At 60.4% G+C, this 26210-nt stretch carries 26 protein-coding genes and 1 riboswitch; of the genes, 14 read left to right on the plus strand and 12 right to left on the minus strand.

All coding sequences use genetic code 11. The features are described 5' to 3' along the window. Positions 1-6 precede the first annotated feature (6 nt). Positions 7-1713, minus strand: a complete 1707-nt coding sequence (gene lldP, locus ERE07_RS12365) for an L-lactate permease (RefSeq protein WP_130009168.1) — start codon at positions 1711-1713, stop codon at positions 7-9. Positions 1714-2376: 663 nt separating this feature from the next. Here lldP and ERE07_RS12370 point away from each other — a divergent pair. The 8 genes from ERE07_RS12370 (at position 2377) to ERE07_RS12400 (ending at position 9837) form a co-directional block, all read left to right on the plus strand. Continuing rightward, positions 2377-2940 carry an anthranilate synthase component II gene (locus ERE07_RS12370; protein WP_130009169.1) on the plus strand — a complete coding sequence of 188 codons (564 nt, stop codon included), beginning with the start codon at positions 2377-2379 and terminating at the stop codon, positions 2938-2940. 62 nt (positions 2941-3002) lie between these two features. Further along, complete coding sequence (gene trpD / locus ERE07_RS12375; RefSeq protein ID WP_130009171.1) at positions 3003-4031, plus strand: anthranilate phosphoribosyltransferase; 1029 nt, start codon at positions 3003-3005, stop codon at positions 4029-4031. Further along, a complete protein-coding gene (gene trpC / locus ERE07_RS12380; protein ID WP_130009172.1) occupies positions 4031-4819 on the plus strand; it encodes an indole-3-glycerol phosphate synthase TrpC in 789 nt (262 codons plus the stop codon). The genes trpD and trpC overlap by 1 nt, the downstream gene beginning before the upstream one ends. Before the next feature lie 122 nt (positions 4820-4941). Then, a complete protein-coding gene (locus ERE07_RS12385) occupies positions 4942-5427 on the plus strand; it encodes an HIT family protein (protein ID WP_130009174.1) in 486 nt (161 codons plus the stop codon). Between the two features lie 359 nt (positions 5428-5786). Further along, the gene (locus ERE07_RS12390; protein ID WP_130009176.1) at positions 5787-7445 is read left to right on the plus strand and encodes a DEAD/DEAH box helicase; all 1659 of its coding nucleotides are present in this window, start codon (positions 5787-5789) and stop codon (positions 7443-7445) included. A gap of 187 nt (positions 7446-7632) precedes the next feature. Next, positions 7633-7803 carry a hypothetical protein gene (locus tag ERE07_RS21705; protein WP_167670874.1) on the plus strand — a complete coding sequence of 57 codons (171 nt, stop codon included), beginning with the start codon at positions 7633-7635 and terminating at the stop codon, positions 7801-7803. Continuing rightward, positions 7800-9032 (plus strand): class I SAM-dependent methyltransferase, encoded by a 1233-nt coding sequence (locus ERE07_RS12395; RefSeq protein ID WP_130009178.1) that lies wholly within the window; start codon positions 7800-7802, stop codon positions 9030-9032. Before ERE07_RS21705 ends, ERE07_RS12395 begins: the two co-directional genes overlap by 4 nt. A 46-nt stretch (positions 9033-9078) precedes the next feature. Next, entirely contained in the window at positions 9079-9837 is a 759-nt protein-coding gene (locus ERE07_RS12400; protein WP_130009180.1) for a 2-keto-4-pentenoate hydratase, read from the plus strand. A 2-nt stretch (positions 9838-9839) separates the two neighbouring features. Here the strand turns inward: ERE07_RS12400 and ERE07_RS12405 are convergent, their stop codons facing one another. Both ERE07_RS12405 and ERE07_RS12410 read right to left on the minus strand, forming a co-directional pair. Then, entirely contained in the window at positions 9840-10949 is a 1110-nt protein-coding gene (locus ERE07_RS12405; protein ID WP_130009431.1) for a tRNA nucleotidyltransferase/poly(A) polymerase-related protein, read from the minus strand. A gap of 14 nt (positions 10950-10963) precedes the next feature. Beyond that, complete coding sequence (locus ERE07_RS12410; RefSeq protein ID WP_245153690.1) at positions 10964-13150, minus strand: lytic transglycosylase domain-containing protein; 2187 nt, start codon at positions 13148-13150, stop codon at positions 10964-10966. On the opposite strand from ERE07_RS12410, the gene ERE07_RS12415 reads away from it, so the two are divergent. Continuing rightward, positions 13149-13781, plus strand: a complete 633-nt coding sequence (locus ERE07_RS12415) for a 5-formyltetrahydrofolate cyclo-ligase (RefSeq protein ID WP_130009182.1) — start codon at positions 13149-13151, stop codon at positions 13779-13781. The genes ERE07_RS12410 and ERE07_RS12415 overlap by 2 nt on opposite strands. Positions 13782-13819: 38 nt before the next feature. On the opposite strand, the gene metF is transcribed toward ERE07_RS12415, so the two are convergent. From metF to metK, 5 genes are all read right to left on the minus strand, one after another. Further along, positions 13820-14659 (minus strand): methylenetetrahydrofolate reductase [NAD(P)H], encoded by an 840-nt coding sequence (metF, locus tag ERE07_RS12420; RefSeq protein ID WP_130009184.1) that lies wholly within the window; start codon positions 14657-14659, stop codon positions 13820-13822. A 156-nt stretch (positions 14660-14815) separates the two neighbouring features. Continuing rightward, positions 14816-15154, minus strand: coding sequence for a phage holin family protein (locus ERE07_RS12425; protein ID WP_130009186.1), 339 nt, complete (start codon positions 15152-15154; stop codon positions 14816-14818). A gap of 102 nt (positions 15155-15256) precedes the next feature. Beyond that, positions 15257-16675, minus strand: a complete 1419-nt coding sequence (gene ahcY, locus ERE07_RS12430; RefSeq protein ID WP_130009188.1) for an adenosylhomocysteinase — start codon at positions 16673-16675, stop codon at positions 15257-15259. A 74-nt stretch (positions 16676-16749) separates the two neighbouring features. Continuing rightward, positions 16750-16849, minus strand: a riboswitch (S-adenosyl-L-homocysteine riboswitch). A 113-nt stretch (positions 16850-16962) separates the two neighbouring features. Continuing rightward, positions 16963-17229 (minus strand): DUF1289 domain-containing protein, encoded by a 267-nt coding sequence (locus ERE07_RS12435; RefSeq protein ID WP_130009190.1) that lies wholly within the window; start codon positions 17227-17229, stop codon positions 16963-16965. A gap of 1 nt (position 17230) precedes the next feature. Then, positions 17231-18394 carry a methionine adenosyltransferase gene (metK, locus tag ERE07_RS12440; RefSeq protein WP_130009192.1) on the minus strand — a complete coding sequence of 388 codons (1164 nt, stop codon included), beginning with the start codon at positions 18392-18394 and terminating at the stop codon, positions 17231-17233. A gap of 420 nt (positions 18395-18814) precedes the next feature. Here metK and ERE07_RS12445 point away from each other — a divergent pair, with 420 nt between their 5' ends. The 4 genes from ERE07_RS12445 (at position 18815) to xerC (ending at position 22413) form a co-directional block, all read left to right on the plus strand. Next, complete coding sequence (locus tag ERE07_RS12445; protein ID WP_130009194.1) at positions 18815-19705, plus strand: lysophospholipid acyltransferase family protein; 891 nt, start codon at positions 18815-18817, stop codon at positions 19703-19705. A 142-nt stretch (positions 19706-19847) separates the two neighbouring features. Next, positions 19848-20777, plus strand: coding sequence for a diaminopimelate epimerase (gene dapF, locus ERE07_RS12450; protein WP_425330979.1), 930 nt, complete (start codon positions 19848-19850; stop codon positions 20775-20777). Continuing rightward, positions 20774-21457, plus strand: a complete 684-nt coding sequence (locus tag ERE07_RS12455) for a DUF484 family protein (protein ID WP_130009195.1) — start codon at positions 20774-20776, stop codon at positions 21455-21457. Before dapF ends, ERE07_RS12455 begins: the two co-directional genes overlap by 4 nt. A gap of 8 nt (positions 21458-21465) precedes the next feature. Beyond that, positions 21466-22413: a tyrosine recombinase XerC gene (xerC, locus tag ERE07_RS12460; RefSeq protein ID WP_130009197.1), complete on the plus strand. Its 948-nt coding sequence runs from the start codon at positions 21466-21468 to the stop codon at positions 22411-22413. A 10-nt stretch (positions 22414-22423) separates the two neighbouring features. Here xerC and ERE07_RS12465 read toward each other — a convergent pair whose 3' ends face one another. The 4 genes from ERE07_RS12465 to ERE07_RS21710 all read right to left on the minus strand — a co-directional run bounded on the left by ERE07_RS12465 (position 22424) and on the right by ERE07_RS21710 (position 25351). Further along, positions 22424-23524 carry a metal ABC transporter substrate-binding protein gene (locus ERE07_RS12465; RefSeq protein WP_130009199.1) on the minus strand — a complete coding sequence of 367 codons (1101 nt, stop codon included), beginning with the start codon at positions 23522-23524 and terminating at the stop codon, positions 22424-22426. Between the two features lie 4 nt (positions 23525-23528). After that, positions 23529-24422, minus strand: coding sequence for a metal ABC transporter permease (locus ERE07_RS12470; protein ID WP_130009436.1), 894 nt, complete (start codon positions 24420-24422; stop codon positions 23529-23531). Beyond that, positions 24422-25123 (minus strand): metal ABC transporter ATP-binding protein, encoded by a 702-nt coding sequence (locus ERE07_RS12475; protein ID WP_209021146.1) that lies wholly within the window; start codon positions 25121-25123, stop codon positions 24422-24424. Before ERE07_RS12475 ends, ERE07_RS12470 begins: the two co-directional genes overlap by 1 nt. A 78-nt stretch (positions 25124-25201) precedes the next feature. Next, positions 25202-25351 carry a hypothetical protein gene (locus ERE07_RS21710; protein ID WP_167670876.1) on the minus strand — a complete coding sequence of 50 codons (150 nt, stop codon included), beginning with the start codon at positions 25349-25351 and terminating at the stop codon, positions 25202-25204. A 195-nt stretch (positions 25352-25546) separates the two neighbouring features. Between ERE07_RS21710 and ERE07_RS12480 the strand changes: the two genes are divergently transcribed. Beyond that, positions 25547-26032, plus strand: coding sequence for a Fur family transcriptional regulator (locus tag ERE07_RS12480; RefSeq protein WP_130009202.1), 486 nt, complete (start codon positions 25547-25549; stop codon positions 26030-26032). Positions 26033-26210 lie beyond the last annotated feature (178 nt).

Here is a 26210-nt window from a genome sequence, read left to right on the forward strand (position 1 = left end):
GCGTGTTCAAGGAATCATCCACGGCAGTACATATGCCTGCAATGTTGTGAGCGCCCCCACGAGCGCGGCGAATATAAGACTGTACTTGACGGTAAAGCGAAACAGATCGGACTCTTTGCCGGCAAGGCCAACGGCGGCGCAGGCAATTGCAATCGACTGCGGCGAAATCATTTTACCGGTTACCCCTCCCGTCGTGTTGGCCGCGACCAGAAGCACGTCGGGCACGCCTATCTGCTGTGCCGTCGTCGCCTGCAGGGCGGCGAACAGGGCATTGGACGAGGTGTCTGACCCGGTGAGAAAGACGCCTAGCCAGCCCAGGAAGGGAGAAAAGAAGGTAAACGCATGGCCGGTACGCGACAAGGCAAGCGCCAGGGTGGCGGACAGACCAGAGTAGTTCGCGATGAACGCAAAGGCCAGCACCATGCCGATGGAATAAATGGGCACCGCAAGCTCTTTGAGCGTATCGCCCAGGGTAGACCAGGCGTCACGCGGCTTGATTCTTGCCAGAATAATGGTTAGCACGGCGGCAAGCATAATGGCTGTGCCGGTTGCGGAGAACCAGTCGAACTTGTACACGGCGCCGTACGAGGTGGCCTGCGCAACGATGGGCGGTGCTTTCTGAACCAGCCCGTCCAGATAAGGCACAGGCAGACTCAGCACCCACCCCTGCAGCGCGCCGCCGACCGCAAACAACCTTTTGAATGGCTCGAGACTCCAGATCGTCACCATGATGGTCAGTATGACAAACGGCGACCACGCCTTCAGAACAGATGCGGCGCCAATGGATGCGCCAGCCCCCGCGCCGACCGGATTCCGTGTCGCAGCGTCCGTACCCACGCAGGCCGCCACGGTATCGGCTTTCGCCGCGTCGATATCTGCGAAGCGAAAAATGCTGGCAGGTTTCCAGACCTTGAGCAGCAGCGTCAAGGCTACCAGCGAGGCCAGCGCCGCCGTGATGTCCGGGAGTTCGGGACCGATGAAGTTGGACGTTAAGTACTGTACAACGGCAAATGTGCCGCCCGAGACGAGGACAGCGGGCCAGGTTTCCTTTACGCCCCGCCAGCCATCCATGATGGCCATGATCCAGAACAGCACAATGATGGTCAGGAAAGGCAACTGCCGGCCTGCCATTTGGCCGATCACAAAAGGATCTATATCGGTGACCTGCCCCGCGACGATAATCGGTATACCCATGGCGCCAAAGGCCACTGGGGCCGTGTTCACGATAAGGCACAGGCCAGCCGCATAGAGCGGCCTGAAGCCAAGCCCAACCAGCAGTGCAGCCGTGATGGCTACCGGCGCACCGAATCCGGCCGCCCCTTCCAGGAATGAGCCGAACGCGAAACCCACTATCAGCATTTGCAGGCGCTGGTCTTCGGTGACAGACAGAATGGAGGCCCGGATAATGTCGAACTGGCCTGTGCGCACTGAAATCTTATACAAATAGACCGCGCCCACGATGATCCAGGCAATTGGCCAAAGCCCGTAGGCAAATCCGTAGAATGCCGATGCAAGCGCCAGCACAATCGGCATCCGATAAAAAACAAGCGCCACTGCCAGCGCAATCAAGACGGTAATGGTGCCGGCCATATAGCCTTTCATGCGCAGAAAGGCCAAAGCAATAAAGAAAAAGATGATTGGCGTGAGTGCAATCAGGCTGGATAGCCAGATGTTGCCTGCCGGATCGTACAGATGTTGCCACGCCTCGTGCATAAATCCCTCTTACTCCTTTGACTGCGGCAGGCCAGTTTGATCAGGACACTGCGCCAAACCAGGCTTGCCAGCCGGCGTGATATCCCTCAAAATGGTCTTACCACTTTAGTTATACAAGAAAATAGGCGCGTATTATAAAAGTGGCTTTCTTTTCCGGTCAATTTATTTCCAGCCGTGCAACAATAGCCCAATCCCGATAATAGGATGAAATAAAAGGCTTAATTCTGCTTTTTGCTTTCTGTTTACGGCACATTCACGCCATGATCAGCACTTTTCCAAACTGGCAGAAAATACGCTATATTTAATAATGGTCATACCAATTCGGTAGACATAAACGCCACATTGGGGCATACCCTCGCCCCGTCGACAAGCCCGAAAGATAACGGTAGAATTGCCTCCATGAAAATTTACGCAACTATCCGCTTTGCACAGTGGTGGCGCTTCCACTAGGAAGCGGCTCGTTGTTGCGTACTGAATTCGCACCTTGCCGCCGTTCTGGATGGCAATGGTTCGATCCCCCCTCTCCGGCACGGCGGCTCCTTAAAACTGGAGATTGCCCATGCTGCCGACATCCATCCATCATCGCCACCGTTCACCCGGCAGGCCCATTGCGCCCGACGCGCCCCTGCGCGCCAGCATGCGCCTCACCCTGCAGGAGCAATCATGCTGTTAATGCTCGACAATTACGACTCGTTCACCTACAACCTTGTGCAGTATTTTGGCGAGCTCGGCGAAGAGGTGCGCGTATTGCGCAACGACCAGACCACTGTCGAAGACATCGAGGCGATGGAACCCGACCGCATCTGCGTGTCGCCGGGCCCTTGTTCACCGAACGAAGCAGGCATTTCGATTGCGCTCATCCGCCACTTTGCGGGTAAGCGCCCCATTCTGGGCGTCTGCCTGGGGCACCAGGCCATCGCGTCGGCGTTCGACGGCAATGTGGTGCGCGCCCAGCAAATCATGCACGGAAAGGTTTCCAGCATTACGCACACAGGCACCGACGTGTTCACAGGCCTGCCGTCGCCGTATATCGTGACGCGCTATCACTCGCTGGCCATCGAGCGCGACACGCTACCCGATTGCCTGGAAATCACCGCACAGACCGACGATGGCGAGATCATGGGCATACGCCACAAAACGCTGCCCGTTTACGGCGTACAGTTTCACCCCGAGTCGGTATTGAGCGAACACGGGCACGCATTGCTCAAGAATTTTCTGGATATCTGAGAACAAAACCGACACCCGCAGCCCAAACTCCGGGATGTCTGAAAAAAAACAAAAGGAGCATCATGACCATTACCCCTAACGAAGCACTGGCGCGCTGTATCGAGCACCGCGAAATTTTCCACGACGAAATGCTGCACCTGATGCGCATGCTGATGCGTGGCGAGGTTTCCCCGCAGCTTGCCAGCGCGCTGATCCTCGGACTGCGCGTCAAGAAGGAAACCGTTGGCGAAATCACCGCTGCGGCTGAAGTCATGCGTGAATTTGCGCTGCCCGTTCCAATGCGCAACCCCGAAGACCTGCTGGATATGTGCGGCACAGGCGGGGATGGCTCCAACACCTTCAATATTTCCACGGCTGCCATGTTTGTTGCCGCCGCTCAGGGTGTCAGGATTGCCAAGCATGGGAACCGCAGCGCGTCGTCGTCATCCGGCAGCGCCGATGTGCTCGAAGAGCTCGGCGTGAATATTTCCCTTAACCCCGAGCAGGTCGCAGAAAGCATCGCGCAATGCGGCATAGGCTTTATGTTTGCGCCAGCGCACCACGGCGCGATGAAGAACGTCGCGGCGGTGCGCAAGGAACTTGGCGTACGCACCATTTTCAATATTCTGGGCCCGCTCACCAATCCGGCCAAGGCGGGCAACCAGCTCATGGGGGTTTTCCATCCAGACCTGGTCGGCATACAGGTACGGGTGCTGGAACGCCTGGGCTCCAATCACGTGTTGATTGTGCATGGCAAAGATGGCATGGACGAAGCGTCGCTGGGCGCCGCCACCATGGTGGGAGAGCTGCGCGACGGCAAGGTGCGCGAATACGAGATTCATCCCGAGGACTTCGGCATGACCATGGTGTCCAACCGCTCAATCAAGGTCAACAACCGGCAGGAATCCGCCGCAATGGTGCTCGAAGCCCTCCAGAACGTGGATGGCCCGGCTCGTGATATCGTTGCCTTTAATGCCGGCCTGGCCATTTATGCCGGCAACAAAGCAGATTCCATCGAAGCAGGCCTGAAACTTGCCTTCGAGGCGCTTGCCAGCGGTGCTGCACGTGAAAAGCTGGAAGAGTTCAGGGCCTATACAGGGACGCTGAAATAATGAACGATATACTTGCCAAAATTCTCGAAACAAAAAAGGCCGAAGTCTCTACGGCCCGGCAAATGCGCAGCGAATCCGACGTCCTGCGCGAAGCCAAAAGCCGCAAAGACCTGCGCGGGTTCGCGCGCGCCATCGAAGAAAAAATTGCCCAGGGCAAACCTGGCGTCATTGCCGAAATCAAGAAGGCCTCTCCCTCCAAGGGCGTGATTCGCGAAAACTTCAATCCCGTGGAGATTGCCTCCACGTATGCCGCGCACGGCGCTGCCTGTCTGTCGGTCCTGACCGACGTACAGTTTTTTCAGGGATCCTACGACTACCTGCGCCAGGCGCGCGCGGCCTGCGCGCTGCCCGTCCTGCGCAAGGATTTCATGATCGATCCCTATCAGATTGCGCATGCGCGTGCGTTGGGAGCGGACTGCATTTTGCTCATTGTGGCAGCCCTTTCTCTTTCGCAGCTCAAGGAATTCGAAAGCGTTGCAAGCGAACTGGGCATGGACGTGCTAATCGAAGTTCACGACCGCGCGGAACTGGACATCGCGCTGCAGCTGAACTCCTCATTGCTCGGCATCAACAATCGCAATCTGCGCACATTCGATACATCGCTGCAGAACACCATAGACCTGCTGCCGGCCATACCGGAGGGCAAGCGGGTCATCACCGAGAGTGGCATACTGGCTCCAGAAGACGTCCAAAGAATGCGCGAACATGGCGTCGACGCGTTTCTGATCGGCGAAGCGTTCATGCGCGCGCCGGATCCAGGCGTTGCGCTGCAGGCAATGTTTGCCTGATTTGCCAGCCCCAGCCGATGGTCAGGCACCGACATCGGCTGCGGCAAGTGGTTTTGGTATTCCGGCAAGGCCGATTCGGCCGCGCCGATTCATTCAGGTCATTTTGCAACAGGAGGCCCGCTATGAACACAACCGCCATTTCCACGCCAGACACCAGCTGTCCCTTATGCCAGGACAAGAACGAACACGTTCTGTGGCGTAATGACCGTTTACGAGTCATCCTGATCGATGGCACTGACTTCCCTGGCTATACGCGTGTCATCTGGAACAAGCATGTCGCCGAGATGACCCAGCTTTCCGCCCCAGCCCGCAGCGAAGTCATGGGGATCGTGTGGCGCGTGGAGCAATCCCAGCGCGACGCAATGCGCCCCGACAAGATCAATCTGGCGCAGTTGGGCAATCAGGTTGCGCATCTGCACTGGCATATCATCCCGCGCTGGCGCGACGACACGCATTTTCCCGAATCAATCTGGGCGAGTGCCGCGACGCGTTCCGATGCGCAGCGGCGCGCATGGGATGCCCGCCAAGGCGAGATCATTGACGCGCTGCCGGCCTACTGTGCCCTCCTGAAAGAAAGCCTGGATAGCATGCTGACTCCAGCCCGCTGAGAGCGGCCAGCCGAGTGGGCCGATCGTTCCGGCACGTCGCGGCCATGCCGGTTATGTAGCCTTGTAACAACATTGGGGTTTTCCCTGAACGGGAATGCCGCTATAATCGCTCCACTGCAATATTCACGCGTCGGCATTTTCATACAGCGCATAGCTGTGTCATAGCAGTTGACTGAACCCTCAGCACCCATGCCGTGCGCCATCGCTCCCTGACCTCCTGGCCTTGCGCCGCGTAACCAAGACAATACGCGCTCCTAAGGGTTGATTCGGTCGGCACGATGCTCCAATCAACCAGCGTAACGGGCTCTCCCCTTCTGCCCCCGCTATACGCATGCCGCTGTGCGCGGCCAAGGATACTCATGTCTTTTGAAACACTGGGCCTAGTGCCTAACCTGCTGTCCTCCATCCAAAAAACCGGTTTTACCGAGCCGACCGCCGTCCAGGCAGCCGCCATTCCGAAGGCGTTGGCCGGACACGATCTCATGGTCTCGTCGCAGACTGGCAGCGGCAAAACCGCAGCCTTCATGCTGCCCGCGCTGAACCGTATTTCGCAAATGCCGCCCAACAAGGGCTCCGGCGTGCAAGTGCTGGTGCTGACGCCAACCCGCGAGCTGGCCATGCAGGTCGCCGAAGCCACCAAACAGTATGGCGCCCATATCAAGGACTTGCGCATTGCCGTCGTTGTCGGCGGGATGCCTTACGGCGCGCAGCTCAAGGCACTTTCACGTCGCGTAGACGTACTGGTTGCCACACCCGGCCGCCTGATCGATCACCTGCAAGCCAAGCGCGTCAACCTGTCCACCGTCCACACACTGGTGCTGGACGAAGCCGACCGCATGCTGGACATGGGCTTTATCGAAGATATCGAAAACATTGTCGGCCGCACGCCAGCCGACCGCCAGACGCTGCTGTTTTCCGCGACGCTGGATGGCAGCATTGCCCGCCTGGCTGGCAAGATGATGCGCGATCCGCTGCAGATCGAGATTTCAGGCCAGAAGCAAAAACACACCAATATCACCCAGAGCCTGCTGTACGCCGACGACAACAGCCACAAGATGCGCCTGCTGGATCACCTGCTGCGCGACACAAACCTTGATCAGGCGATTGTGTTTACATCGACCAAGCGCGGCGCGGATGATCTTGCCATACGCCTGAGCGATCAGGGCTTTGCCGCGGCGGCGCTGCATGGCGACATGAACCAGCGTCAGCGTACGCGTACGCTGGGCCTGCTGCAAAAAGGCAAGCTTCGCATCCTGGTCGCTACCGATGTTGCCGCGCGCGGCATCGACGTCCAGGGCATCAGCCACGCCGTCAATTACGATCTGCCCATGCAGGCTGAAGACTATGTTCACCGCATCGGCCGTACCGGCCGTGCCGGCCGCAGCGGCCTGGCCTATACGCTTGCCATGCACGCGGAACGCCACAAGGTGCGTCGCATCGAACATTTCATCGGCCAGGCAATTCCCGCGGAAGTCATCGAGGGCCTGGAGCCCAAGAAGACGGTGCGCCCCACCTATACCGACCGCAAGGGCAGCGGCAAAAGCTTCGGCTCGCGCGGCGGTTATGCGGGCAAACCCAATGGCGATCGCCGCTTTGGCGACAAGCCGGCCTTTGCGGGCAAGCGCTCGGACGACAGGCCTGCCTATGCTGGCAAGTCGCGTTTCGAGGACAAGCCCGCGTATGCTGGCAAACGTTCCGACGACAGGCCCGCTTATGCTGGCAAGCCTCGCTTCGAAGGCAAGCCTGGCTACGAAGGCCGCCCAGCGCGCGACAATGCCGGCGCTGCCCGTAAAGAGTTCGGTGGTGAAGGCCGCGATGGCTACAAGGGCCGCAGCGATCGCCCTGCTTTTGGTGATCGCCCTGCCTTCGGCGACCGTCCGGCTCGTCCGGCCAAGCCGTCTTTTTCCAAAGGCGCAGGCAAGCCCGCCAGCCGCCCTGCCGCACGCCCTGGCTTTGGCAACAAGCCTACGTCTACCCGCGGCAAAAGCGCGGCACGCCGTAGCGATTTCGCCAGATAAGCAGCCCGCCTGACGCCCCCTTCGGGCGCAACGGCGGCAAAGCGCAGGCTTACCCTGCGCTTGAAACAGCCCCGACACGCTGGACGTTCCTCCAGGTTGTCGGGGCTGTTTCACGTCTGGCGGCGTGCAGCCACTACAATAAGGATGCTGCCCACCTATCCGGGTTGCCCGCCCCTGTCCATAAATCATGAAACAGCTCGCTCGCAAACCCCTCCTGCTTTCGTTTCTCCTGTCGCTGCCGCTCTGGATCGTCTTCAACAACTATGTCGTTGCGTTGATCTGCGCTTTGCTGGTGGGGTTTTTCGTATCCATGTGCTGTTCCCTCTGGGTACTGCACAACAAAGACAAGCAGAAATGACGCCTTCCATCACCTTGCCGGCCGGGCTCCCGCAGCCCGATCCCGACGCCTTCGCCCACTCGGACCACGTTGCCGCTTATCTGGCGGAACGTATCAACGAATCTGACGCGGGCTTCTTGCCCTTTGACCAATGGATGCAGCTTGCGCTGTACGCGCCTGGCCTGGGTTACTATGCGGCCGGCAGCGTCAAATTCGGCGGTGGCCTGCCAAGCGGAGACTTCACCACCGCGCCCGAGCTCAGCCCGGTGTTCGGACAGACGCTGGCACGTCAGGTTGCCCAGGTACTGCGGGCCACGAAAACGAATCGCGTGCTCGAATTCGGCGCGGGGTCCGGCGCACTGGCAGCGGCGATCATTCCGGCCCTGCGCGATCTGGGCATTGAACCCGAATACAGCATTCTCGACGTCTCGGCAGACCTTCAGGCGAGACAGCGGCAGCGGCTGGCGAGCCTGCAGGCCAATATCGCCTGGCGGGATACCTTGCCGGATGCCTTCTCGGGTTGCGTGATCGCCAACGAAGTGCTGGACGCGATGCCCGCAAGCCTGTTCCGCTGGAATGACACTGGGCATCTTGAGGAGGCGGGTGTGCGCCTGGCGCAGCAAACACACGCCGAAACGCCAGCCGCCCGCCACCTGGACGCCGGCAGCATCACCTCGCCGCCCCGCTTTGCGTTGGCTTGGCGACCCGCACCCGACTGGCTGCAAGCCGCCGTATCCAGCCGTATGCCTCCCCTGCCCGGCTACCAGTCCGAGATCAATCTGCAGGCCGAAGCGTGGGTGATGCAAATGGGAACCTGGCTGGCGCGCGGCGCCGCCCTGCTCATCGATTATGGCTTCCCGCAACGCGAGTACTATCATCCCCAGAGGGCGGAAGGCACGCTCATGTGCCACTTTCGGCATCATACGCACGCACAGCCCTTGCTGTATCCTGGGCTGCAGGACATCACCGCGCATGTGGACTTCACCGCCATGGCCGATGCCGCGCTGGAAGGCGGCCTGGAGGTGCTGGGCTACACATCCCAGGCCAGGTTCCTGATGAATGCGGGGCTGCCAGATCTGTTGATGCGCGCCAGCCCCGACGCCGTCAATCGCGCGGGCACCATGGCGGCCGTGCAGAAATTGACGTCCGAAGCAGAGATGGGTGAACTCTTCAAGGTATTGGCCATCGGCCGGAACCTTGATGAGCCACTGGTGGGTTTCACGCGCGGTGACCGCCGCGATCGTCTATAAGAAACGCTGACTGTCTTTTCAACATGTACCGGATCATACGCACTTCATGACAACAGATCGGATCGCACGCGCGGCACACTATCTGCTGGACGCCCGCGCACAGAGAACACTTATTACCGCACTTCCACAGGATTGCAGGCCACTCGACGTGGCGCAGGCCTATGCCATACAGGATGCGGTCGCTGCGGGCCTGGGGCCCATCGGGGGATGGAAAGTCGGCGCGGCAGCGCCGGATGGCGAGCCCAATTGCGCGCCCTTGCCCGCCTCCGGCATCATACGGTCTCCCGCCCGGCTGCTGTCGACCAACCATCCGCTGCGCGGTATCGAAGCCGAGATCGCCTACCGCTTCAAACAGGATCTCCCTCCCAAGCCACACCCCTATACGTTGGCTGAAGTCTTGGCAGCCATTGCCTCTGTTCACCCTGTCATCGAGGTAGTTGAGTCGCGCTTTACCGATCGCACTCAGGTCGATTATCCCTCTGCATTGGCCGACGCCCTGGGCCACGGCGTGCTCATCTACGGTGAAGGGCGCGAACAGGGATTCAATATCAATCAGCTCGAACAGCCTGCCCAGCTCATGTTCGATGACGACATGGTTGTGGATACCCGGGGCGCGAATCCTGCCGGCGATGTATTGCGCTTACTGGTGTGGCTGGCCAATCATGTTGCCGGCCGACACGGCGGAATACGCGCTGGCCAGATCGTCACCACCGGATCATGCAGCGGCATCGCGTTCGCCGAAGCAGACAGCGATGTGAGCGCCCATCTTCAAGGCCTGGGCTGGGTGCGCGTCGCGTTCTGCTAAGCTCAGGCGGTTGACTGCGGCAAGGCGGACAATGCCTTGAGCCGTGCTTCACGCAAGGCCGCTCGGATTTGCTCAGGCTGGCCTGGCAACGCCTTGGCTATCGCCCCGGCATCAATGCCGCGTATCGCAGCGACACGGGCCTGCCATCCCGCCAGGTCGATATCCGCCACGCAGTCAGCGGCCCGCAACAAATCCAGGTAACGCTCGGGCTTGCGCAAGGCGTCACAGCGCTCCATCAGATCCAGCCATTGGGATGGAGACGCATGATCCGCTCCCTCCAGCACCAGGGGAAGCAGCCGTGCATAATCAATGCACTCGCTAGGCGCTCGTACATGGCGGCCTATCTGCGCGGGCGCATCAGACAGCCTGCAGGCCAGCGCAAAACGCATGGGCAGCGCCAGGCCTGCCTCATGGGCGCGCACCAGCTCCGCCGACAAAATCGCGCTGTCAAAATCCAGCCCCGGCAGTATGCGCTCGAGCGCGCCCGCCTCGTGCAGCACATCAAACATGCGGCCAGGATGGGCGGTCATCAGCCCCTTGGCCAGTTCTTTCCAGACCCGTTCCGGCACCAAGGCATCGACCTCTCCATCGGAAACAAGCTGGCGCGCCAGTTGCATGGTTTCGGGCGCCACCGAAAAATCATGGAAACGCGCAGCGAACCGCGCCAGCCTCAGCAAGCGAACGGGGTCTTCGACAAATGCCTGCCCCACATGCCGCAACACCTTGGCACGGATGTCGGCCTGGCCATCGAGCGGATCGACCAACTGACCATCCACACGCCGAGCAATGGCGTTGATGGTGAGATCGCGGCGGCATAAATCTTCTTCCAGTGTGACGTCTGTGCCCGTATAGAACGTAAAGCCCTTGTAGCCCCGCCCGGACTTGCGCTCGGTGCGGGCCAATGCGTATTCTTCTTTGGTTTGAGGATGCAGAAATACCGGAAAATCGCCCCCTACGGGGATATATCCGCGGCGCGACATCTCTTGCGGCGTTGCACCGACCACCACCCAGTCGCGGTCGCCTGCCGGCAGGCCCAGCAATTCGTCGCGCACCGCTCCCCCAACGATATACACCTGCAGGCCGGAAAGCGCGTCGGTGTCGTCAGCGTCCATGGCAGCAGCCACCATCACGGCAAATCCACGGTCCGGCTAGGCTGCGGCGACACAGTGCCCAGACGCTTCTTGAGCGACTGGGGCTGGCCGGTGAACAGCATCGCGTAATAGGTGGCATTGGACATCACGTTCTTGACGTAAAGACGCGTTTCGGTGAACGGTATCGTTTCCGCAAAAATCGCCCCTTCGACAGGCGCGCCGAGCTTGGAGCGCCAGAGCACGGGACGACGCGGTCCTGCGTTATAGCCAGCCGTGGCGAGCACCTCGGAACCGTTCAGATCATTCAGCACCATGTTCAGGTAGTTGGTGCCCAGAATGGTGTTGGTCTCGAACTCGTTCACCGACGACGGCGTGAAGTTCACCATGCCGATTTTCTTGGCCACCCATCGCGCCGTGGCGGGCATCAGTTGCATCAGCCCTGAAGCGCCAACATGCGACCGGGCATCCATGATGAAGCGCGATTCTTGCCGGATCAGGCCATATACCCACGCGGGGTCGAGGTTGATCATGCGCGCCTTTTCGGTAACCCGCCCCTCAAACGGCGCAATAAAGCGCTGTGAAAAATCGATTTCGTTGTGCGTCAGCAGTGAGGTATTCACCACGCGGTCATAGATATGCTCCTGGCGCGCGAGTTCCGCCGCAGCGCGCAGTTGCCTGTCGGTCATGCCGCGGATGGCGTAGCTCCATTCCGGCACGGCCTCCGGGCGCCAACCTAGCTCGAACAGCGTAATGGCACGGTGCAGTCCTGGATTGCTGCGCGCTTCGCGCAGCTCGGCGGCTGTAACAGGCGCCGGCGCCGGCGGCAGCGACAGCGTATGGCCGAGCTCCTCGCTGGCCAATTGACCGTAAAAATCGAGCTCTGTCGAAATCGCCTGATACTTGCGCACCGCGGCTTCGTGCTGCCCCTGCGCAGCCAGCGCACGCCCGGACCAATACATCCAAACCGGTTCGGATGCCTGCCGGTCTGTCATGCGCTCGATCGCCTTTTCAACCTGTTTCCAGTCGATGGCCGGCTGGCGCAGTTCCGCGCGAACTTGCCAGGCATGGTTATAGTCCGTCATGGGCGCGGTGCCCGAGCGCCGATACCACTTGGCGGCATCCAATTCGACATTCAGCGCGGCAACCAAGCCGAACTGGCTCCAAACCCACTGGATATTGTCCTTGGGGATGGCTGTGGCCCAGTTGTTTTCGACGTAGGCTGCATTGGGCAGACGGTTGTCGCCATAGGCCAATCGGGACAGCGCTATCGTTACCAGCTCTATCTGGGCGCGATCCCGTGGCGGTTTGCGGCCAGACAGCCATTTCTTGGGATTTTTCATGATCGCCGCGTAGTCAGTCATTTCTGCCGGCGTAAACATGAGGGCGGCCATGCGGCGGGCGTTACCTGCCTTGTTGGTTTCAAGAATGGCGCGCAACGCAGGTTCGAGCTGCTTCCATCCAACGACCTGACTGCTTTTCATCTGGCCAAGCATGGCCCAACATGCATTATTGGGCACAAAACTATCCATGACCTGCTGGGCATTCACCCGCTGGCCTGTCATATGCTGCGCATGCAATAAGGCGCACTGCTCCGACGCATCCACATTGACCAGCGGCGCCAGGCTCGCCGCCAGGGCGTAGTTGCCAGCACGTGTCGCCGCAACGATCCAGTCTCCCTTGAGCCGGTCAGCCAGATAGGTGCCAGCATGGCGCTGAATGAAATCACGTATTTGTACTTCCGGCACAGGCAAAGCGGGATTCGTCAGGGTGCGATATAGCGACCAGTATTCGGCATAGGCGCCAATCACGGGATCCGACTTGGCAACCGGCACCAGGGACTGCAGCAGATCCCATTGTTTTTTTTGCCTGGCGGCGCGCGCATCGATGACGGCCTGGCGAGCTTCGGGCGGCGTGATCAGCGTAATGGTGTTGGCATCCTTGCCAACCTGGTCACGCAAGGCCGGCACCGCCTCTAGCGAAGCTACCTGAACGGCGTCCGGCGTATCCAGGGTTGCGGGCACCTGCCGCCCGTTTGTGGCCGCCTGTGCATCAGAACGGGCGGCCACGTTTTCTGTGCCACTGCAGCCGATCAAGGCCAGGGCTAACAGCGTACATGCACCCATGCGCAGCCTGGCGGGTTGCCACGTGCCGGACATGCCACGCATTTTCTGATACCGTTGCCTATTGGATAACATCTTGAATTGACCCCATAACTCGCTCATGACTGACAGCTTACACAATAACGCAACCCCGCTGCGAGCCCGCCTGAAACAACGCAGGGCATCGCAGGATCCTGTTGAGCGCAAGCGCGGCGCCTTGTTGATACGAGGCCGCCTATATACCTGGCTGGCCACGACACGCACCCGCCTGCGCGAAACAGGCAAGCCAGAACCTCGCACGATTGCAGCTTTCTGGTCTACGGAAGATGAACCGGCGCTGCAACCGCTGTTGCAGCAATGGGTGGAAGAAGAAGGATACCGCGTATCCCTGCCTGTCGTCACGGCCCCTGATGCGCCATTGCAGTTCAGGCTTTGGGTGCCGGATGCGCCAATGCAGCCAGGCTCCTACGGCATCCAGGAACCCGTTGGCGAACTCGCGCCGCCTCCGGATATCGTACTGGTGCCTACCCTGGGCTATACCCGGCGCGGAGACCGCGTCGGGTACGGAAAAGGGTATTACGACAGAACCCTGGCGGCGCTCAAGTCGTCGGGCCACCCATTTACCTCGATAGGCATTGCCTGGGCTAGCGGCGACCTGTCAGAGGATGATTACGCACCCGCGCCGCACGATGTTCCGCTGGACGCCATCCTGACAGACAAAGGCTGGGCGGTGCCCGCGCCGGTATTGGGCTAATCGGCCGGCTGCCCTGGCCTTCTCGGCCAGCCCCGCAGTCAGCCCAGCCTGAGCTGGCGGCAGATGGCCATCGTGGACTCTGCGCCATTCAGCGTATAAAAATGCAGCCCGGGCGCCCCGCCGTCCAGCAGCTGCTGGCACATCCGCGTGATGACGTCCACCCCGAATGCCTTGATGGATGCCTTGTCATCGCCAAAGTCTGTCAAGCGCAGCTTGAGCCAGCGGGGAATTTCAGCGCCGCACATGGTCGAAAACCGCGCCAGCTGGGTGTGGTTGGTGATGGGCATGATGCCCGGCACGATGGGCACATCCACCCCTCTGGCGCGCGCGCGTTCGACAAAGTCGAAGTAGGCATCGGCATTGAAAAAATACTGAGTGATGGCGCTGTTCGCGCCCGCCTGCACCTTGGCGACGAAGTGGTCGAGATCCGATTGCGCGCTCGCCGATTGCGGGTGGCTTTCGGGATAGGCCGCCACTTCAACATGGAACCAATCGCCACTGTGTTCGCGTATGAATTCCACAAGATGGCTGGCGTAATGCAGTTCACCTGCGTCACCGCCCATACCCGAAGGCAAGTCGCCACGCAAAGCCACGATGCGGCGTATGCCCTGCTCGCGGTACGCGTCCAGGATTTCACCCAGTGTGGCGCGCGTCGCACCGATACACGAAAGATGGGGCGCCGCATCGCATCCCAGGTTCTGCATCATGCGCACGGTATCGGCTGTGCCGCTGCGCGTGGAGCCGCCCGCGCCAAACGTGACGCTGACATATTCGGGATGCAGGGCCAACAGCTGTTTGGCCGAGCGCACGAGTTTTTCTTGGGCTGCGATATCGCGAGGCGGAAAAAACTCCAGACTGATCGCCTGTTTACTGCTCATGTAAAGAACTCCGTATACCCCGCCATCCAGGCGGGAAGAGATAGGTAGCCGCCTTCTGGAGCGGGCATACATCATAGTGACGACAGGCACTGCCCGCCCCTGGGCTGGGCGGGCAGTGCCTGCCGACGAAAAGACCTGCTTTCGACCTGCCTGCGATCAGGACGTCAGCAGCCTGGAGAGAACGCCCGACACAATACTGTAGACAAACGCCCCCAACATGGCCCACCAGAATCCACTGACCTGAAAGCCTTTGAGTACTGAACCCGCAAACCAGAACACCAGCGCGTTGAGCACGAGCAGAAACAACCCGAGCGTGACGATGGTAATGGGTAGCGTCAAGAGTATGAGCACCGGCTTGACCAGGGTATTGAGCAACCCCAGCACCAGCGCGGCAATCAGGGCTGAACCAAACGATGCGACATTAATGCCTGGCAGGATGTACGCCACGATCAGCAAAGCCACTGCATTCAAGATCCAGACAAGTAAGAGTTCCATATCAGTGCTCCTTTGGTTAAACCCGGCTTCTTGCTCGGCGTGGCAGACGCCACGCCGTTACGACAGTACTGCAACAATGAAAACACCGGATGATCTTGGAGATCAATAGCGGTAATGATCCGGTTTGTAAGGACCTTCTACAGGCACGCTGATGTAGTCGGCCTGATCCTGGCGCAGAGTCGTCAACTGCACGCCCAGTTTCTTCAGGTGCAGTCGGGCAACCTTTTCATCCAGCTGCTTGGGCAGCACATAAACCTTGCCGGTTTCGTAAGCCTCGCCCCGCGTGAACAGCTCGATCTGCGCGATGGTCTGGTTGGTGAACGACGCAGACATCACGAAAGACGGATGCCCTGTCGCGCAGCCCAGATTGACCAGGCGCCCTTTGGCCAGCAGGATGATGCGTTTGCCATCGGGAAAAATAATGTGATCCACTTGCGGCTTGATTTCTTCCCACTGCAGGTCTTCAACGGCAGCGACATCGATTTCGTTGTCGAAGTGTCCGATGTTGCAAATGATGGCCTGATCTTTCATGCGCTCCATGTGATCGCGCGTAATCACGTGGTAATTGCCCGTCGCCGTCACGAAAATATCAGCCTTGTCTGCCACCTCGTCGAGGGTAACCACGCGATAGCCTTCCATGGACGCCTGCAAGGCGCAGATCGGATCGACTTCCGTCACCCAGACCTGTGCGCGAAGCGCCGCCAGCGCCTGGGCGCATCCCTTGCCCACGTCGCCGAATCCGCACACCACAGCGATCTTGCCGGCGATCATGACATCGGTGGCACGCTTGATGCCGTCGACCAGCGACTCTCGGCAGCCATAGAGGTTGTCGAACTTGGATTTGGTGACTGAATCGTTGACATTGATGGCGGGGAATGCCAGCTCTCCCTTGCGGGCCATCTGGTAAAGGCGATGCACGCCCGTGGTGGTTTCTTCGGTTACGCCTTTGATCTGCGCCAGTCGTGTGGAATACCACTTGGGATCGCGCGCCAGCTGTGCCTTGATGGCGGCAAACAGCACGCGCTCTTCTTCGCTGCCCGGCTTATCCAGCACCGACGCATCGGATTCTGCGCGAGCGCCCAGATGCAGCAGCGTGGTGGCATCGCCGCCATCGTCGAGAATCATGTTGGCGTGCTGGCCTTCGGGCCATTCGAAGATTTTGTGCGTGTATTGCCAGTAGTCTTCCAGGGTTTCGCCCTTGATGGCGAAAACAGCCGTGCCGCTGGCGGCAATCGCCGCCGCCGCGTGATCCTGAGTGGAAAATATATTGCACGACGCCCAGCGCACTTCAGCGCCCAGCGCCTTGAGCGTTTCGATAAGAACAGCAGTCTGGATTGTCATGTGCAGGCTGCCTGCGATGCGCGCGCCCTTGAGGGGCTGAGCCGCCGCGTATTCTTCGCGCGTGGCCATCAGGCCTGGCATTTCGGTTTCGGCAATGGCGATTTCGCGCCGACCCCAGTCGGCCAGTGCGATATCGGCGATTTTGTAATCGGTAAAAGTGGCGTCAGCAACAGTATTCATGGCATTGATCCCATAATCCTGTACTGGCCGGGGCGCGCCTAAGGCGTGAAGCGCTCATCCTTGCCCGTACAGGGTAACGATGAGCGCCGTTGAATCAGAAAACACCCCAAGCCTGGCGGGCCGAACCGGCCGTTGGGGCGCGGTTCCGGCGCCGTTGCAGCGCTCCTTGGGAAGTCAGGCAAATTGTATCGTAATCGGCAGACAGCCGCAGCGATGTCAGGGCATTCGGCCTTGGCCCGGCAAGAGCAGTGTTCAAGCGGCACCTGGCGGGCAGCGCGCCGCATGGTTCAGCCCTTGCGACGAGGATAGCCCTGCGCCTTGATGCGCTCCCATACGCGGCGCTTGTCGTCTTCGTCCAGAAATACCCAGTTGGCAACCTCCATGGCAGTGCGACCGCAGCCACGGCAGATATCGTCGTAAAGCGTGGAACACACCGCAACGCAGGGTGAATCGGAAACAGACAGGCTGTGATTGTTGTCCGAAGCCGTGCTGGCAGCGACCGAGATGCTGTCGGCGGCAGCCGCCGGCTCACGATGCACCTCGGTTATTTTCATGTCAGGCTGCCTGTTTAAGGGCCTGGATCTTGTCGGTGGCTTCCCAGCTGAACTCAGGCTCGGCACGGCCGAAGTGGCCATACGCCGCGGTCTTGGCATAAATGGGGCGCAACAGATCCAGCATGTTGATGATGCCCTTCGGGCGCAGATCGAAATTCTCGCGCACAAGCCGTGCGATCTGCTCGTCGGGGATGACGCCGGTGCCTTCGGTGTACACCGTAATGTTGATGGGCTCAGCGACGCCAATGGCGTAGCTGACCTGCACCTGGCACTGGCGCGCCAGGCCGGCGGCAACGATGTTCTTGGCCACATAGCGAGCGGCATAGGCCGCCGAGCGATCAACCTTGGAGGGATCCTTGCCGGAAAACGCACCGCCGCCGTGCGGGCACGCACCGCCATAGGTATCGACAATGATCTTGCGGCCTGTCAGCCCGCAATCGCCCTGTGGACCGCCGATCACAAACACGCCGGTGGGGTTGACCATGAAGCGGGTTTTGGGGGTGAGCAGCCCATCAGGAAAGCTGGGCTTGATGATTTCTTCGATGACGGCTTCGCGGATGGCTTCCTGGGTAATGTCGGGCGCGTGCTGGGTGGACAGCACCACGGTATCGACTTCGACCGGCTTGCCATCGACATAACGGAATGTCACCTGGGATTTGGCATCGGGACGCAGCCACGGCAAACGGCCATCCTTACGCAGCTCGCTCTGGCGCTGCACCAGGCGGTGCGCGTACCAGATCGGTGCCGGCATGAGGTCGGGCGTTTCGTCGCAGGCATAGCCGAACATCAGGCCCTGGTCGCCAGCGCCCTGGTTCAGGGCTTCTTCGCTGGTGCGATCCACGCCCTGGGCGATGTTGGGCGACTGCTTGTCGTAGGCGACCAGGACGGCGCAGCCCTTGTAATCGATGCCATAGTCGGTATTGTCGTATCCGATACGCTTGATCGTGTCGCGCGCGATCTGGATGTAGTCGATATTGGCGGTGGTGGTGATTTCGCCCGCCAAGACGACCAGACCGGTGTTGCAGAGTGTTTCGGCAGCAACACGGGCGTTGGGATCCTGGGTGAAAATGGCATCGAGAATGGAATCGGAAATCTGGTCAGCGACCTTGTCGGGATGACCTTCGGATACGGATTCGGAAGTAAACAGAAAATCGTTATTTGCCACAGCGATACGTCCTATGAAGCGCTGGATATCCAGCTAGAGGTTGAACGAAACGCGTTGCACCTCGGACATCTGCGCAGCAGGTAAATCAGGGCGCGACGCTTTAGCGGATTTTCAGCGCGTGGCCTGTTTCAGGACAGCGCGCCATCGCCCCGCAAGTTGTCGGTTAACTCAGCGATAGGATCCATTTTAAGCCAAAAACGCCACAGCATCGTAATTCACGGGACGCCAGCAGGGTTGGAGCGTGGAATGCGCCGCGGCGACAAATGCGAATACACTATAGCGCTAGCTGAGAAGCCCCCCTGCCCTCCACCACGACACGGATACCCTCATGCCTTGTTTTCCAGAACAGCACCTCTGGAATTGCTACCGCAGCATCCTCATCCCGGCGACGCCTCCGCAGCAAGCTGGAGATGCTGGCGCATGAAGCTCGACAAGCTCTCGATCCTGAGTACGCTGTTCAGGCATTTCGGCCGCTGTTCAACGGCAACACGCCTGCGCTGGGGGCGGGTGCTGGGCTGGCTGTCGCTCAGGCTGCTGCGCTCTCGCGCCCACATCGTGCGTACCAATCTGGCGCTGTGTTTTCCGGAACACACCGAGGCGGAACGCGAAGCGTGGGTGCGCCGCCACTTTGGCCTGCTTGCCCAATCGGTGGTGGATCGCGGCCTGTGCTGGTTTGGCACCCGCGAGTCCATTCTGGATACCATTGCGCTCAATGGTTTTGAACACCTGCAGCAGGCAATGCGCGATAAACGCCGCATCATCCTCCTGGCGCCCCACTTTATTGGGCTGGATGCCGCCGCAACGCGCCTGACCATGTCTGTCGACGAGTCAGCCACCATGTACACCAGGCAAAGCGACGAGGCGGTGGATCAAATTGTGCGTGAAGGCCGGGCGCGCTTCAATGTCGTTCATCTCATCAGCCGCAAGGAAGGGGTGCGCGGGCTGATACGCCACTTGCGCAACGGTTTGCCTGTCTATTACCTGCCAGACATGGATTTCGGCCGCTCCGGCGCGATATTTTCCCCCTTCTTTGGCGTACAGGCGGCCACGCTGCCTACCACCGCACAGATAGCCCGCAGCTGGGATGCTGTCGTACTGCCCATCGTGAGCCGCCTGAACCCCGGCACCGGGCGTTATCAGGTTGATGTGTTGCCGCCGCTACAGGATTTTCCGGGCGAACAATCCCCTGAAGACGCGACCGCGCGGCTCAATCAGCTTATCGAAGACTGGGTGCGCGTCGACCCGCCTCAGTATTACTGGGTGCACCGCCGATTCAAGACGCGGCCCGAAGGCCAGCCCGGCGTCTACTAAGACAGGTGCGATCGGCCCGCCCGGCGATGGCAATGGCGATGGCGCGCGGCTATCCTGGGCGACACTGTCGTGTATCGTGCACGAAGGTACGCAAGGGGCGCCGCATGCGGACAAATCAGCTGTAATCCGGGATAATGAGCGGATGATGTGGAACTTCGTAAAAATGCATGGCGCCGGCAATGATTTTGTCGTGTTGGATGGCGTGCGGCAAGACATTGCCATGACGCCAGAGCACGCGCGCGCGCTGGCAGACCGCCATTTCGGCATCGGCGCAGATCAGATACTGCTGGTCGAGCCCCCGCTTCACCCCGAAGCAGACTTCCGCTATCGCATTTTTAACGCGGACGGCAGCGAGGTCGAGCACTGCGGCAACGGCGCCCGCTGCTTTGTGCGTTTTGTGCACGAGCAAGGCCTGTCGCGCCGCAATCCCCTGCGTGCCGAAATCTGCACGGGGCTGATCACACTGGACAACAACGGCGACGACAGCGTTTCGGTCGACATGGGCCAAACCCGCTATGCCCCCGAAGACGTCGGCTTCGACGTCTCCGGCCTCACCTCCACCCCCTGCGCCGACGACACACTCTGGACCCTGCCGCTGCCCGGCATCGGCGAAGCCGCGCTGTCTTTGGTCGCCATCTCCAACCCCCATGCGGTTCAGGTGGTAGACGACATCATCAACGCCCCCGTGGCCAAAGTCGGTCCGCTGATCGAATCGCATCCGCGTTTCGCGCGGCGCGTCAACGCAGGATTCATGCAGGTTACCAATCGGCACGCCATCTCGCTGCGGGTCTATGAGCGTGGCGTCGGCGAAACCCTGGCCTGCGGCACTGGCGCCTGCGCTGCCGTGGTGGCTGGCATACGCCGGGGCCTGCTCGACAGTCCCGTCCGCGTTCAGACCCACGGCGGTGAGCTCTCCGTCTCCTGGGATGGCGCCCACCTTCGCATGAGCGGACCAACCGCCACGGTGTATTCCGGTCAGGTGGACATCGACACCCTCTCACGACAGTTCGCATCACAAACCGGCCTGGCGCCGGCAGGCACGAACCCAAACAAGGAAACCACAAGTCCATGAGCGCAGATAGTTTTTCCGCTGAAGACGTTGCCCTGTTCCTGCAGGATAACCCTTCTTTCTTTCGCGACCATGCCCACGTCTTTGCAGAGTTGCGTGTTCCCCATCCCAACGAAACCCGTGCGATTTCACTGGGCGAACGGCAGATCATGACCCTGCGGGCACGTACCAAAGACCTCGAATGGAAGTTGTCCGGCCTGCTTCAGAATGCCACCGGCAACGAAAGAATCAGCCACACGCTCACCGACTGGTGCTGCCGCCTGCTGGCAGAAGACGATTATCGCCAGATCCCCGGCCATATCGTACGCAGCCTGAGCGATATGTTCGACCTGCCGTCCATCGCGCTCAGGCTTTGGGATGTCCCCCGGCTGCAAGACAGTGAATTCACCGAAGATGTCACCGATGCCATACGGGAATATGCCCGTGCGCTGACCAAACCCTACTGCGGCCCGCTTGCGGGGCAGGAGCCCGCGGGCTGGCTGGGCACGCCGCCAGCTTCCCTGGCCATCATCGCCCTGCGCACGGATAACAACACCGAGCCCATGGGGCTGCTGGTGCTGGGCTCAGACGACCCAGAACATTTTTCGGTCGACATGGGCACCGTATTTCTGGATACGATCAACCGCCTGGCCAGCGCCAGTCTTTCACGCCTGCGCCTGCCGCCCGGGCCTGAAGCAGCCTGAGGCACGCCATGCATGCGCTTCCGGCCGACATGGAGCAGTGGCTGGCGCATCTGCAAGGCAATCGCCGGTATTCCGCGCACACCCTGGCAGGATACCGGCAAGACCTGCATCACCTGATGCTGCTTCATCCAGATCTGCCGCTGTCCACCTTCACAGAAAGTCATATCCGGCAAGCGTTGGGGCGTCTGCACGCCCGGGGCCACAAGCCGCGCAGCCTGGCGCGGGCCTTGGCGGCCTGGCGCGGTTTCTTCCAGTGGTGGGCGCCTCGCGCAGGCCTGGATGCAAATCCAGCGGCGGGCGTCCGGGCGCCCAAGATACCACGCAGCCTGCCCAAGGCCTTGTCCGTGGAACAGGCTCAGGTTCTGCTGGACCGCCCTGGCCTGCCAGAACCAGAAGGCCCGATCGCCTGTCGCGATCAGGCCATGTTCGAGATCCTGTATTCCAGCGGGCTTCGGCTTGCCGAGCTGGTCAGCCTGGACAGACAGCACACCCGCCGAAACGGCTATGAATCGCAAAGCTGGATACAGTTGCCCGAAAACGAGGCAATCGTGCACGGCAAAGGCGGCAAGACGCGCAGCGTGCCACTGGGAGGCAAGGCCATCGCGGCCATCGAGCGGTGGTTACAAGTACGGGGGCAACTGCTAAACGGCCACACGGATGTCGACACCGACGCTGCCTTGTTTTTAGGTGCACGCGGCAGGCGCATCAGCCCTCGTGTTGTGCAAACGCAACTCAATCGTCTGGCGGCGTTGGCTGGCCTGCCCATACATGTTCATCCGCATAGCCTACGCCATAGCTTTGCCAGCCATATGCTGCAATCGGCCCAGGACTTGCGCGCCGTGCAAGAATTGCTGGGCCATGCCAATATCTCTACCACGCAGATCTATACCCGGCTGGATTTCCAGCATCTGGCTCAAGCCTACGATCAGGCGCATCCCCGGGCACGCAAGCGCTGACAGGGCGCGCTTATTGCGCAGAAGGCTTGAGTATGTTGATCAACTGCCCCGCGTTCCAGGAGAACATGCCCAGGTAGGTTCCCGCAGGCTGGCCTTCGGGTGCCAGCGCATCTGAATACAGCGTACCGCCAACCTTGGCCTTGGCTTCGCGGGCAATCTGCTCGATCAGCTTCGCATTGGTGATGTTTTCGACAAAGATGCCAGCCACATGTTTTTTGCGCGCCAAGTCGATGATGGCTGCCACGTCGCGGGCGGTGGGCTCTGCCTCGCTGGAGAAACCCGCCACGGAAATAAAGCGCAGACCATAAGCCCGCCCGAAATACCCAAAGGCATCATGCGACGTAATAATGGTGCGTCGGGCGGTGGGGATATCCTTGAAGGCGTTCTTGATTTCGGCATCCAGCTTCTGCATCTGCGTGACGTAAAGATCCACGCGCTTGCGGTAGTAATTGGCATGCGTAGGATCTGCCAAGGCCAGGCCCTCGGCAATATTGCGCGCATAAAGCACACCGTTGGAGAGATCCTGCCAGGCATGGGGATCGACGTCTCCCACATTGTGGTGATGATCGTCCTCGTCGTGATCTTCGTGATCGTGTCCGGCGGATGATTTCGCATGATCGTGCGGGGTGTGCGTACCGTGATCATGGCTGTGCCCGGCGTGAGACGCGTCATCGTGCCCATGTCGTCCCTGGCCCGCGAAAAACTCGCCAGCCTCGAGGGTACGCACCGTGACCCCCTGGGAGGCCAATACCTGCGTACCCTTGAAGCCCGATGCCTTGAGCAGCCTGGGTAGCCAGCCTTCGAAATCCAGCCCATTCAGCACCAGTACATCGGCCTGGGCCAACGCCTTGACGTCTTTGGGCGTGGGCTCGAAGGTGTGTGCATCGCCATTAGGCCCAACGATGGTCGTTAATTGCACATGCTCGCCACCGACCTCGTGCACCATGTCGCCCAATACCGAAAAGGTGGCCACAACCTTGAGCGGCGCGCCCTGCGAGGCAGTCTGAGCCCATGTTGCGGCGGCGCCCCCAAAGGCAAAAGCCGCGCCTGCAAGCAGGGCCAGCGTCCGGTGACGTAAAACACGAAAAGCAGCAATGCGTGTTCGGCTCATCAGATTACTCCAAGATGCGGGATAAACGTGCACGGCGGTCGCGCGCCTTGCGTGCCGCCTGTAAGAGCCCCCCATGAGGGCCAAGACAAACCGACAGGAAATAGATACATCCTGCCGCCAAGATGATCGAAGGGGAAGCCGGTACATTGGCGTAATACGAACAGAGCAAGCCAAGGTAGCAAGACAGCGTTCCCAAGACAGAGGACAGCACCATCTGCCGCCCTACCGTGCCTGCCCAGAAACGCGCCGCGGTGGCGGGGAGCATCATGATGCCAACCACCATCAGTGTGCCCAGCACCTGAAAGCCCGCCACCATTGTGAGTACAAGGAGCACCAGAAACACCATATGGATAATGGTGCCTGCGGTTCCCTGGCTGCGCAAAAACTGGGGATCCAGACATTCGAGCACCAACGGCCTGAAAATCAGGGCCAGACTGGCCAAGGTGAAAGTGGATACCGACGCGACCAGGAGCAGCGACGCATTATCCAGCCCCAGCACAGAGCCGAACAGGACATGAATGAGGTCCATATTGGACCCTCTGAGCGAAACCAGCAGCACTCCCAGACCGAGAGACACCAGATAAAACGCGGCAAAGCTTGCGTCTTCGCGCTGCGGCGTCAGCCTGGCGACGGCGCCAGCCAGCAGCGCGACCACCAGGCCTGTGACCACACCGCCTATGGTCATCGCGGTCAGCGACAGCCCCGCGGTGAGAAAACCCACGGCGACACCCGGCAAGATGGCATGTGCCATGGCATCGCCCATCAGGCTCATGCGCCGCAGCACAAGAAACACCCCGAGCGGCCCTGCCGCAAAGGCCAGCGCAAACGAGCCTGCGAGCGCGCGGCGCATGAAGCCATAATCGATAAACGGGCCGGCCAGCCAGTCGAACAACCACATCACAGGTAGTCTCCTGCGCAGAGGTGGCGCGCCAGATGGAGGTTTTCGGGCGTCAGGACATCGCAGGTAGGCCCCCAGGCTACCACCTGGCCCGCCATGAGCAGCGACTGAGGAAAATGCATGCGCACGAAATCGAGATCGTGCAGCACGGCGATGACCGTACGGCCCTCCCTGTGCCACGCATGCATGAGCGCCGTGAGGTCTTCTGTGGTGGCGCGGTCAACGGCCGCGAAGGGTTCGTCCAGCAAGAGGATATCGGCGTCGTGCAGCATAAGCCGCGCAAAAAGCGCACGTTGCAGCTGGCCCCCCGACAATGTGCCAATAATGCGCCGCCCAAAATCGGCCAGCCCAACCAGCGTGAGCGCGGCCTGGATGCGCTCGTGCTCATGTGCGCCCACGTTTTGCCAGGCGCCCACACGCTGCCAGGCGCCCATGGCGACCAGATCGTAAACGGTGATGGGAAAACTGCGGTCCAGCTCGGACAGCTGTGGCAGACAGGCCATGCGGGACGCAGAATCACCCACCAGCCGGATATGGCCACGCAAGGGGCTCAGGAGGCCGGTAATGCCCTTGATGAGCGTTGACTTGCCTGCGCCATTAGGGCCCACAATGGCCGTGAGAGAGCCACAGGAGAACGCGCCGGTGACATCGCGCACCGCAATGCGGTCGCGCCAACCCAGAGAGACTTGATCGAGCGCAATGACGGGAACGCCGGTAACCCGTGACGTAGTCGAAGCCTGGCCGGGGTGGTTGTGAGCAGTATCAAGCACGGCCACTCCCTACCCTTCGCTCATGGCCCAGGCCACCAACACCCATAAAAACAGGATGGCGGGTACCACTCGAGCCAGGCGGCGAGTACCCGAAGCAAGCAGCGCCGTGCCGCGATATTGGACGGCGCCGTGCTTGGCGGGTGATTTGATCCGAAACATGAATAAGGCCAGGAAGGTGTTAAAAGGCTGACAAGTCTGTTATGTTATAACATCCAGTGCTTTTTTGCAGGCTAATCGCCGTCTGTACCGGTTAACGGACTACGGTTACACTGATACTATTGCTCCCAGGCCCCTCCAACGCCCTACCCCATCCTGGCCAGCAAGCACGGGAGAACGCAAACCAGAGCCCACGCCATGCCCGAGAATCCTACGCGACATTCACCCTCACTCTCCACACAATTGCGTACGGCCGAATCCCTGTGCACCGAACGCGGCAAACGGCTGACCCCAATCCGCCGTAAAGTGCTCGAAATCCTGCTTACCCAGCAGCGCAGCGTCAAAGCCTACGAGCTGCTGGATATCATTCGCGATGTGCAGCCCGGCGCGGCGCCGCCCACGGTCTACCGCGCCCTTGATTTCCTGGTCGAAGAAGGGCTGGTCCACCGTCTGGATGCCATCAATGCCTGGACCGCCTGCCTTGACGCAGCGGGCAAGCCGCATGATCTGCTGGTGGTCTGTACCCAGTGCGGGGCGGTGGCAGAGCTCAGCGACCCCTCCCTGAACCGACAACTGGCCAAAAAAGTCGAGGCCGCGGGCTTTACGCTGTCGGGCCACGAAACCGAGCTTCGGGCGCTATGTGCGGACTGCAGGGGCCAGGACGCCGCCCGGCACTGCCATTAAGACGCCACCTGATACTGCCTGCATCAGCAATTACACCGACTTGCAGACCGTATTTGCCCTAAAGTGGATGCTGTGATGTAATCGCACGTTGAAGTTTTTTGCGCGGTTAACCAAAAACAGCATTTTGCCGCCAGCTGCAGCGTTGGCGGCAAAATAGGCACCGCGCCTTGCGAGGCAA

The organism is Allopusillimonas ginsengisoli (assembly GCF_004153455.1).
GTDB lineage: Bacteria > Pseudomonadota > Gammaproteobacteria > Burkholderiales > Burkholderiaceae_B > Allopusillimonas > Allopusillimonas ginsengisoli.

What these genes read in the sequence shown, in the direction of transcription:
- xerC (WP_130009197.1), top strand. Translation starts at nt 21,466, where the DNA reads ATGCATGCGCTTCCGGCCGACATGGAGCAGTGGCTGGCGCATCTGCAA.
- trpD (WP_130009171.1), top strand. Translation starts at nt 3,003, where the DNA reads ATGACCATTACCCCTAACGAAGCACTGGCGCGCTGTATCGAGCACCGC.
- ERE07_RS21705 (WP_167670874.1), top strand. Translation starts at nt 7,633, where the DNA reads ATGAAACAGCTCGCTCGCAAACCCCTCCTGCTTTCGTTTCTCCTGTCG.
- ERE07_RS12445 (WP_130009194.1), top strand. Translation starts at nt 18,815, where the DNA reads ATGAAGCTCGACAAGCTCTCGATCCTGAGTACGCTGTTCAGGCATTTC.
- ERE07_RS12425 (WP_130009186.1), bottom strand. Translation starts at nt 15,154, where the DNA reads ATGGAACTCTTACTTGTCTGGATCTTGAATGCAGTGGCTTTGCTGATC.
- ERE07_RS12410 (WP_245153690.1), bottom strand. Translation starts at nt 13,150, where the DNA reads ATGAGCGAGTTATGGGGTCAATTCAAGATGTTATCCAATAGGCAACGG.
- dapF (WP_425330979.1), top strand. Translation starts at nt 19,848, where the DNA reads ATGATGTGGAACTTCGTAAAAATGCATGGCGCCGGCAATGATTTTGTC.
- ERE07_RS12470 (WP_130009436.1), bottom strand. Translation starts at nt 24,422, where the DNA reads ATGTGGTTGTTCGACTGGCTGGCCGGCCCGTTTATCGATTATGGCTTC.
- ERE07_RS12480 (WP_130009202.1), top strand. Translation starts at nt 25,547, where the DNA reads ATGCCCGAGAATCCTACGCGACATTCACCCTCACTCTCCACACAATTG.
- ERE07_RS12390 (WP_130009176.1), top strand. Translation starts at nt 5,787, where the DNA reads ATGTCTTTTGAAACACTGGGCCTAGTGCCTAACCTGCTGTCCTCCATC.
- ERE07_RS12370 (WP_130009169.1), top strand. Translation starts at nt 2,377, where the DNA reads ATGCTGTTAATGCTCGACAATTACGACTCGTTCACCTACAACCTTGTG.
- ERE07_RS12385 (WP_130009174.1), top strand. Translation starts at nt 4,942, where the DNA reads ATGAACACAACCGCCATTTCCACGCCAGACACCAGCTGTCCCTTATGC.
- ahcY (WP_130009188.1), bottom strand. Translation starts at nt 16,675, where the DNA reads ATGAATACTGTTGCTGACGCCACTTTTACCGATTACAAAATCGCCGAT.
- ERE07_RS12400 (WP_130009180.1), top strand. Translation starts at nt 9,079, where the DNA reads ATGACAACAGATCGGATCGCACGCGCGGCACACTATCTGCTGGACGCC.
- trpC (WP_130009172.1), top strand. Translation starts at nt 4,031, where the DNA reads ATGAACGATATACTTGCCAAAATTCTCGAAACAAAAAAGGCCGAAGTC.
- ERE07_RS12455 (WP_130009195.1), top strand. Translation starts at nt 20,774, where the DNA reads ATGAGCGCAGATAGTTTTTCCGCTGAAGACGTTGCCCTGTTCCTGCAG.
- lldP (WP_130009168.1), bottom strand. Translation starts at nt 1,713, where the DNA reads ATGCACGAGGCGTGGCAACATCTGTACGATCCGGCAGGCAACATCTGG.
- ERE07_RS12415 (WP_130009182.1), top strand. Translation starts at nt 13,149, where the DNA reads ATGACTGACAGCTTACACAATAACGCAACCCCGCTGCGAGCCCGCCTG.
- ERE07_RS12465 (WP_130009199.1), bottom strand. Translation starts at nt 23,524, where the DNA reads ATGAGCCGAACACGCATTGCTGCTTTTCGTGTTTTACGTCACCGGACG.
- metF (WP_130009184.1), bottom strand. Translation starts at nt 14,659, where the DNA reads ATGAGCAGTAAACAGGCGATCAGTCTGGAGTTTTTTCCGCCTCGCGAT.
- ERE07_RS12435 (WP_130009190.1), bottom strand. Translation starts at nt 17,229, where the DNA reads ATGAAAATAACCGAGGTGCATCGTGAGCCGGCGGCTGCCGCCGACAGC.
- ERE07_RS12405 (WP_130009431.1), bottom strand. Translation starts at nt 10,949, where the DNA reads ATGGACGCTGACGACACCGACGCGCTTTCCGGCCTGCAGGTGTATATC.
- ERE07_RS12395 (WP_130009178.1), top strand. Translation starts at nt 7,800, where the DNA reads ATGACGCCTTCCATCACCTTGCCGGCCGGGCTCCCGCAGCCCGATCCC.
- ERE07_RS21710 (WP_167670876.1), bottom strand. Translation starts at nt 25,351, where the DNA reads ATGTTTCGGATCAAATCACCCGCCAAGCACGGCGCCGTCCAATATCGC.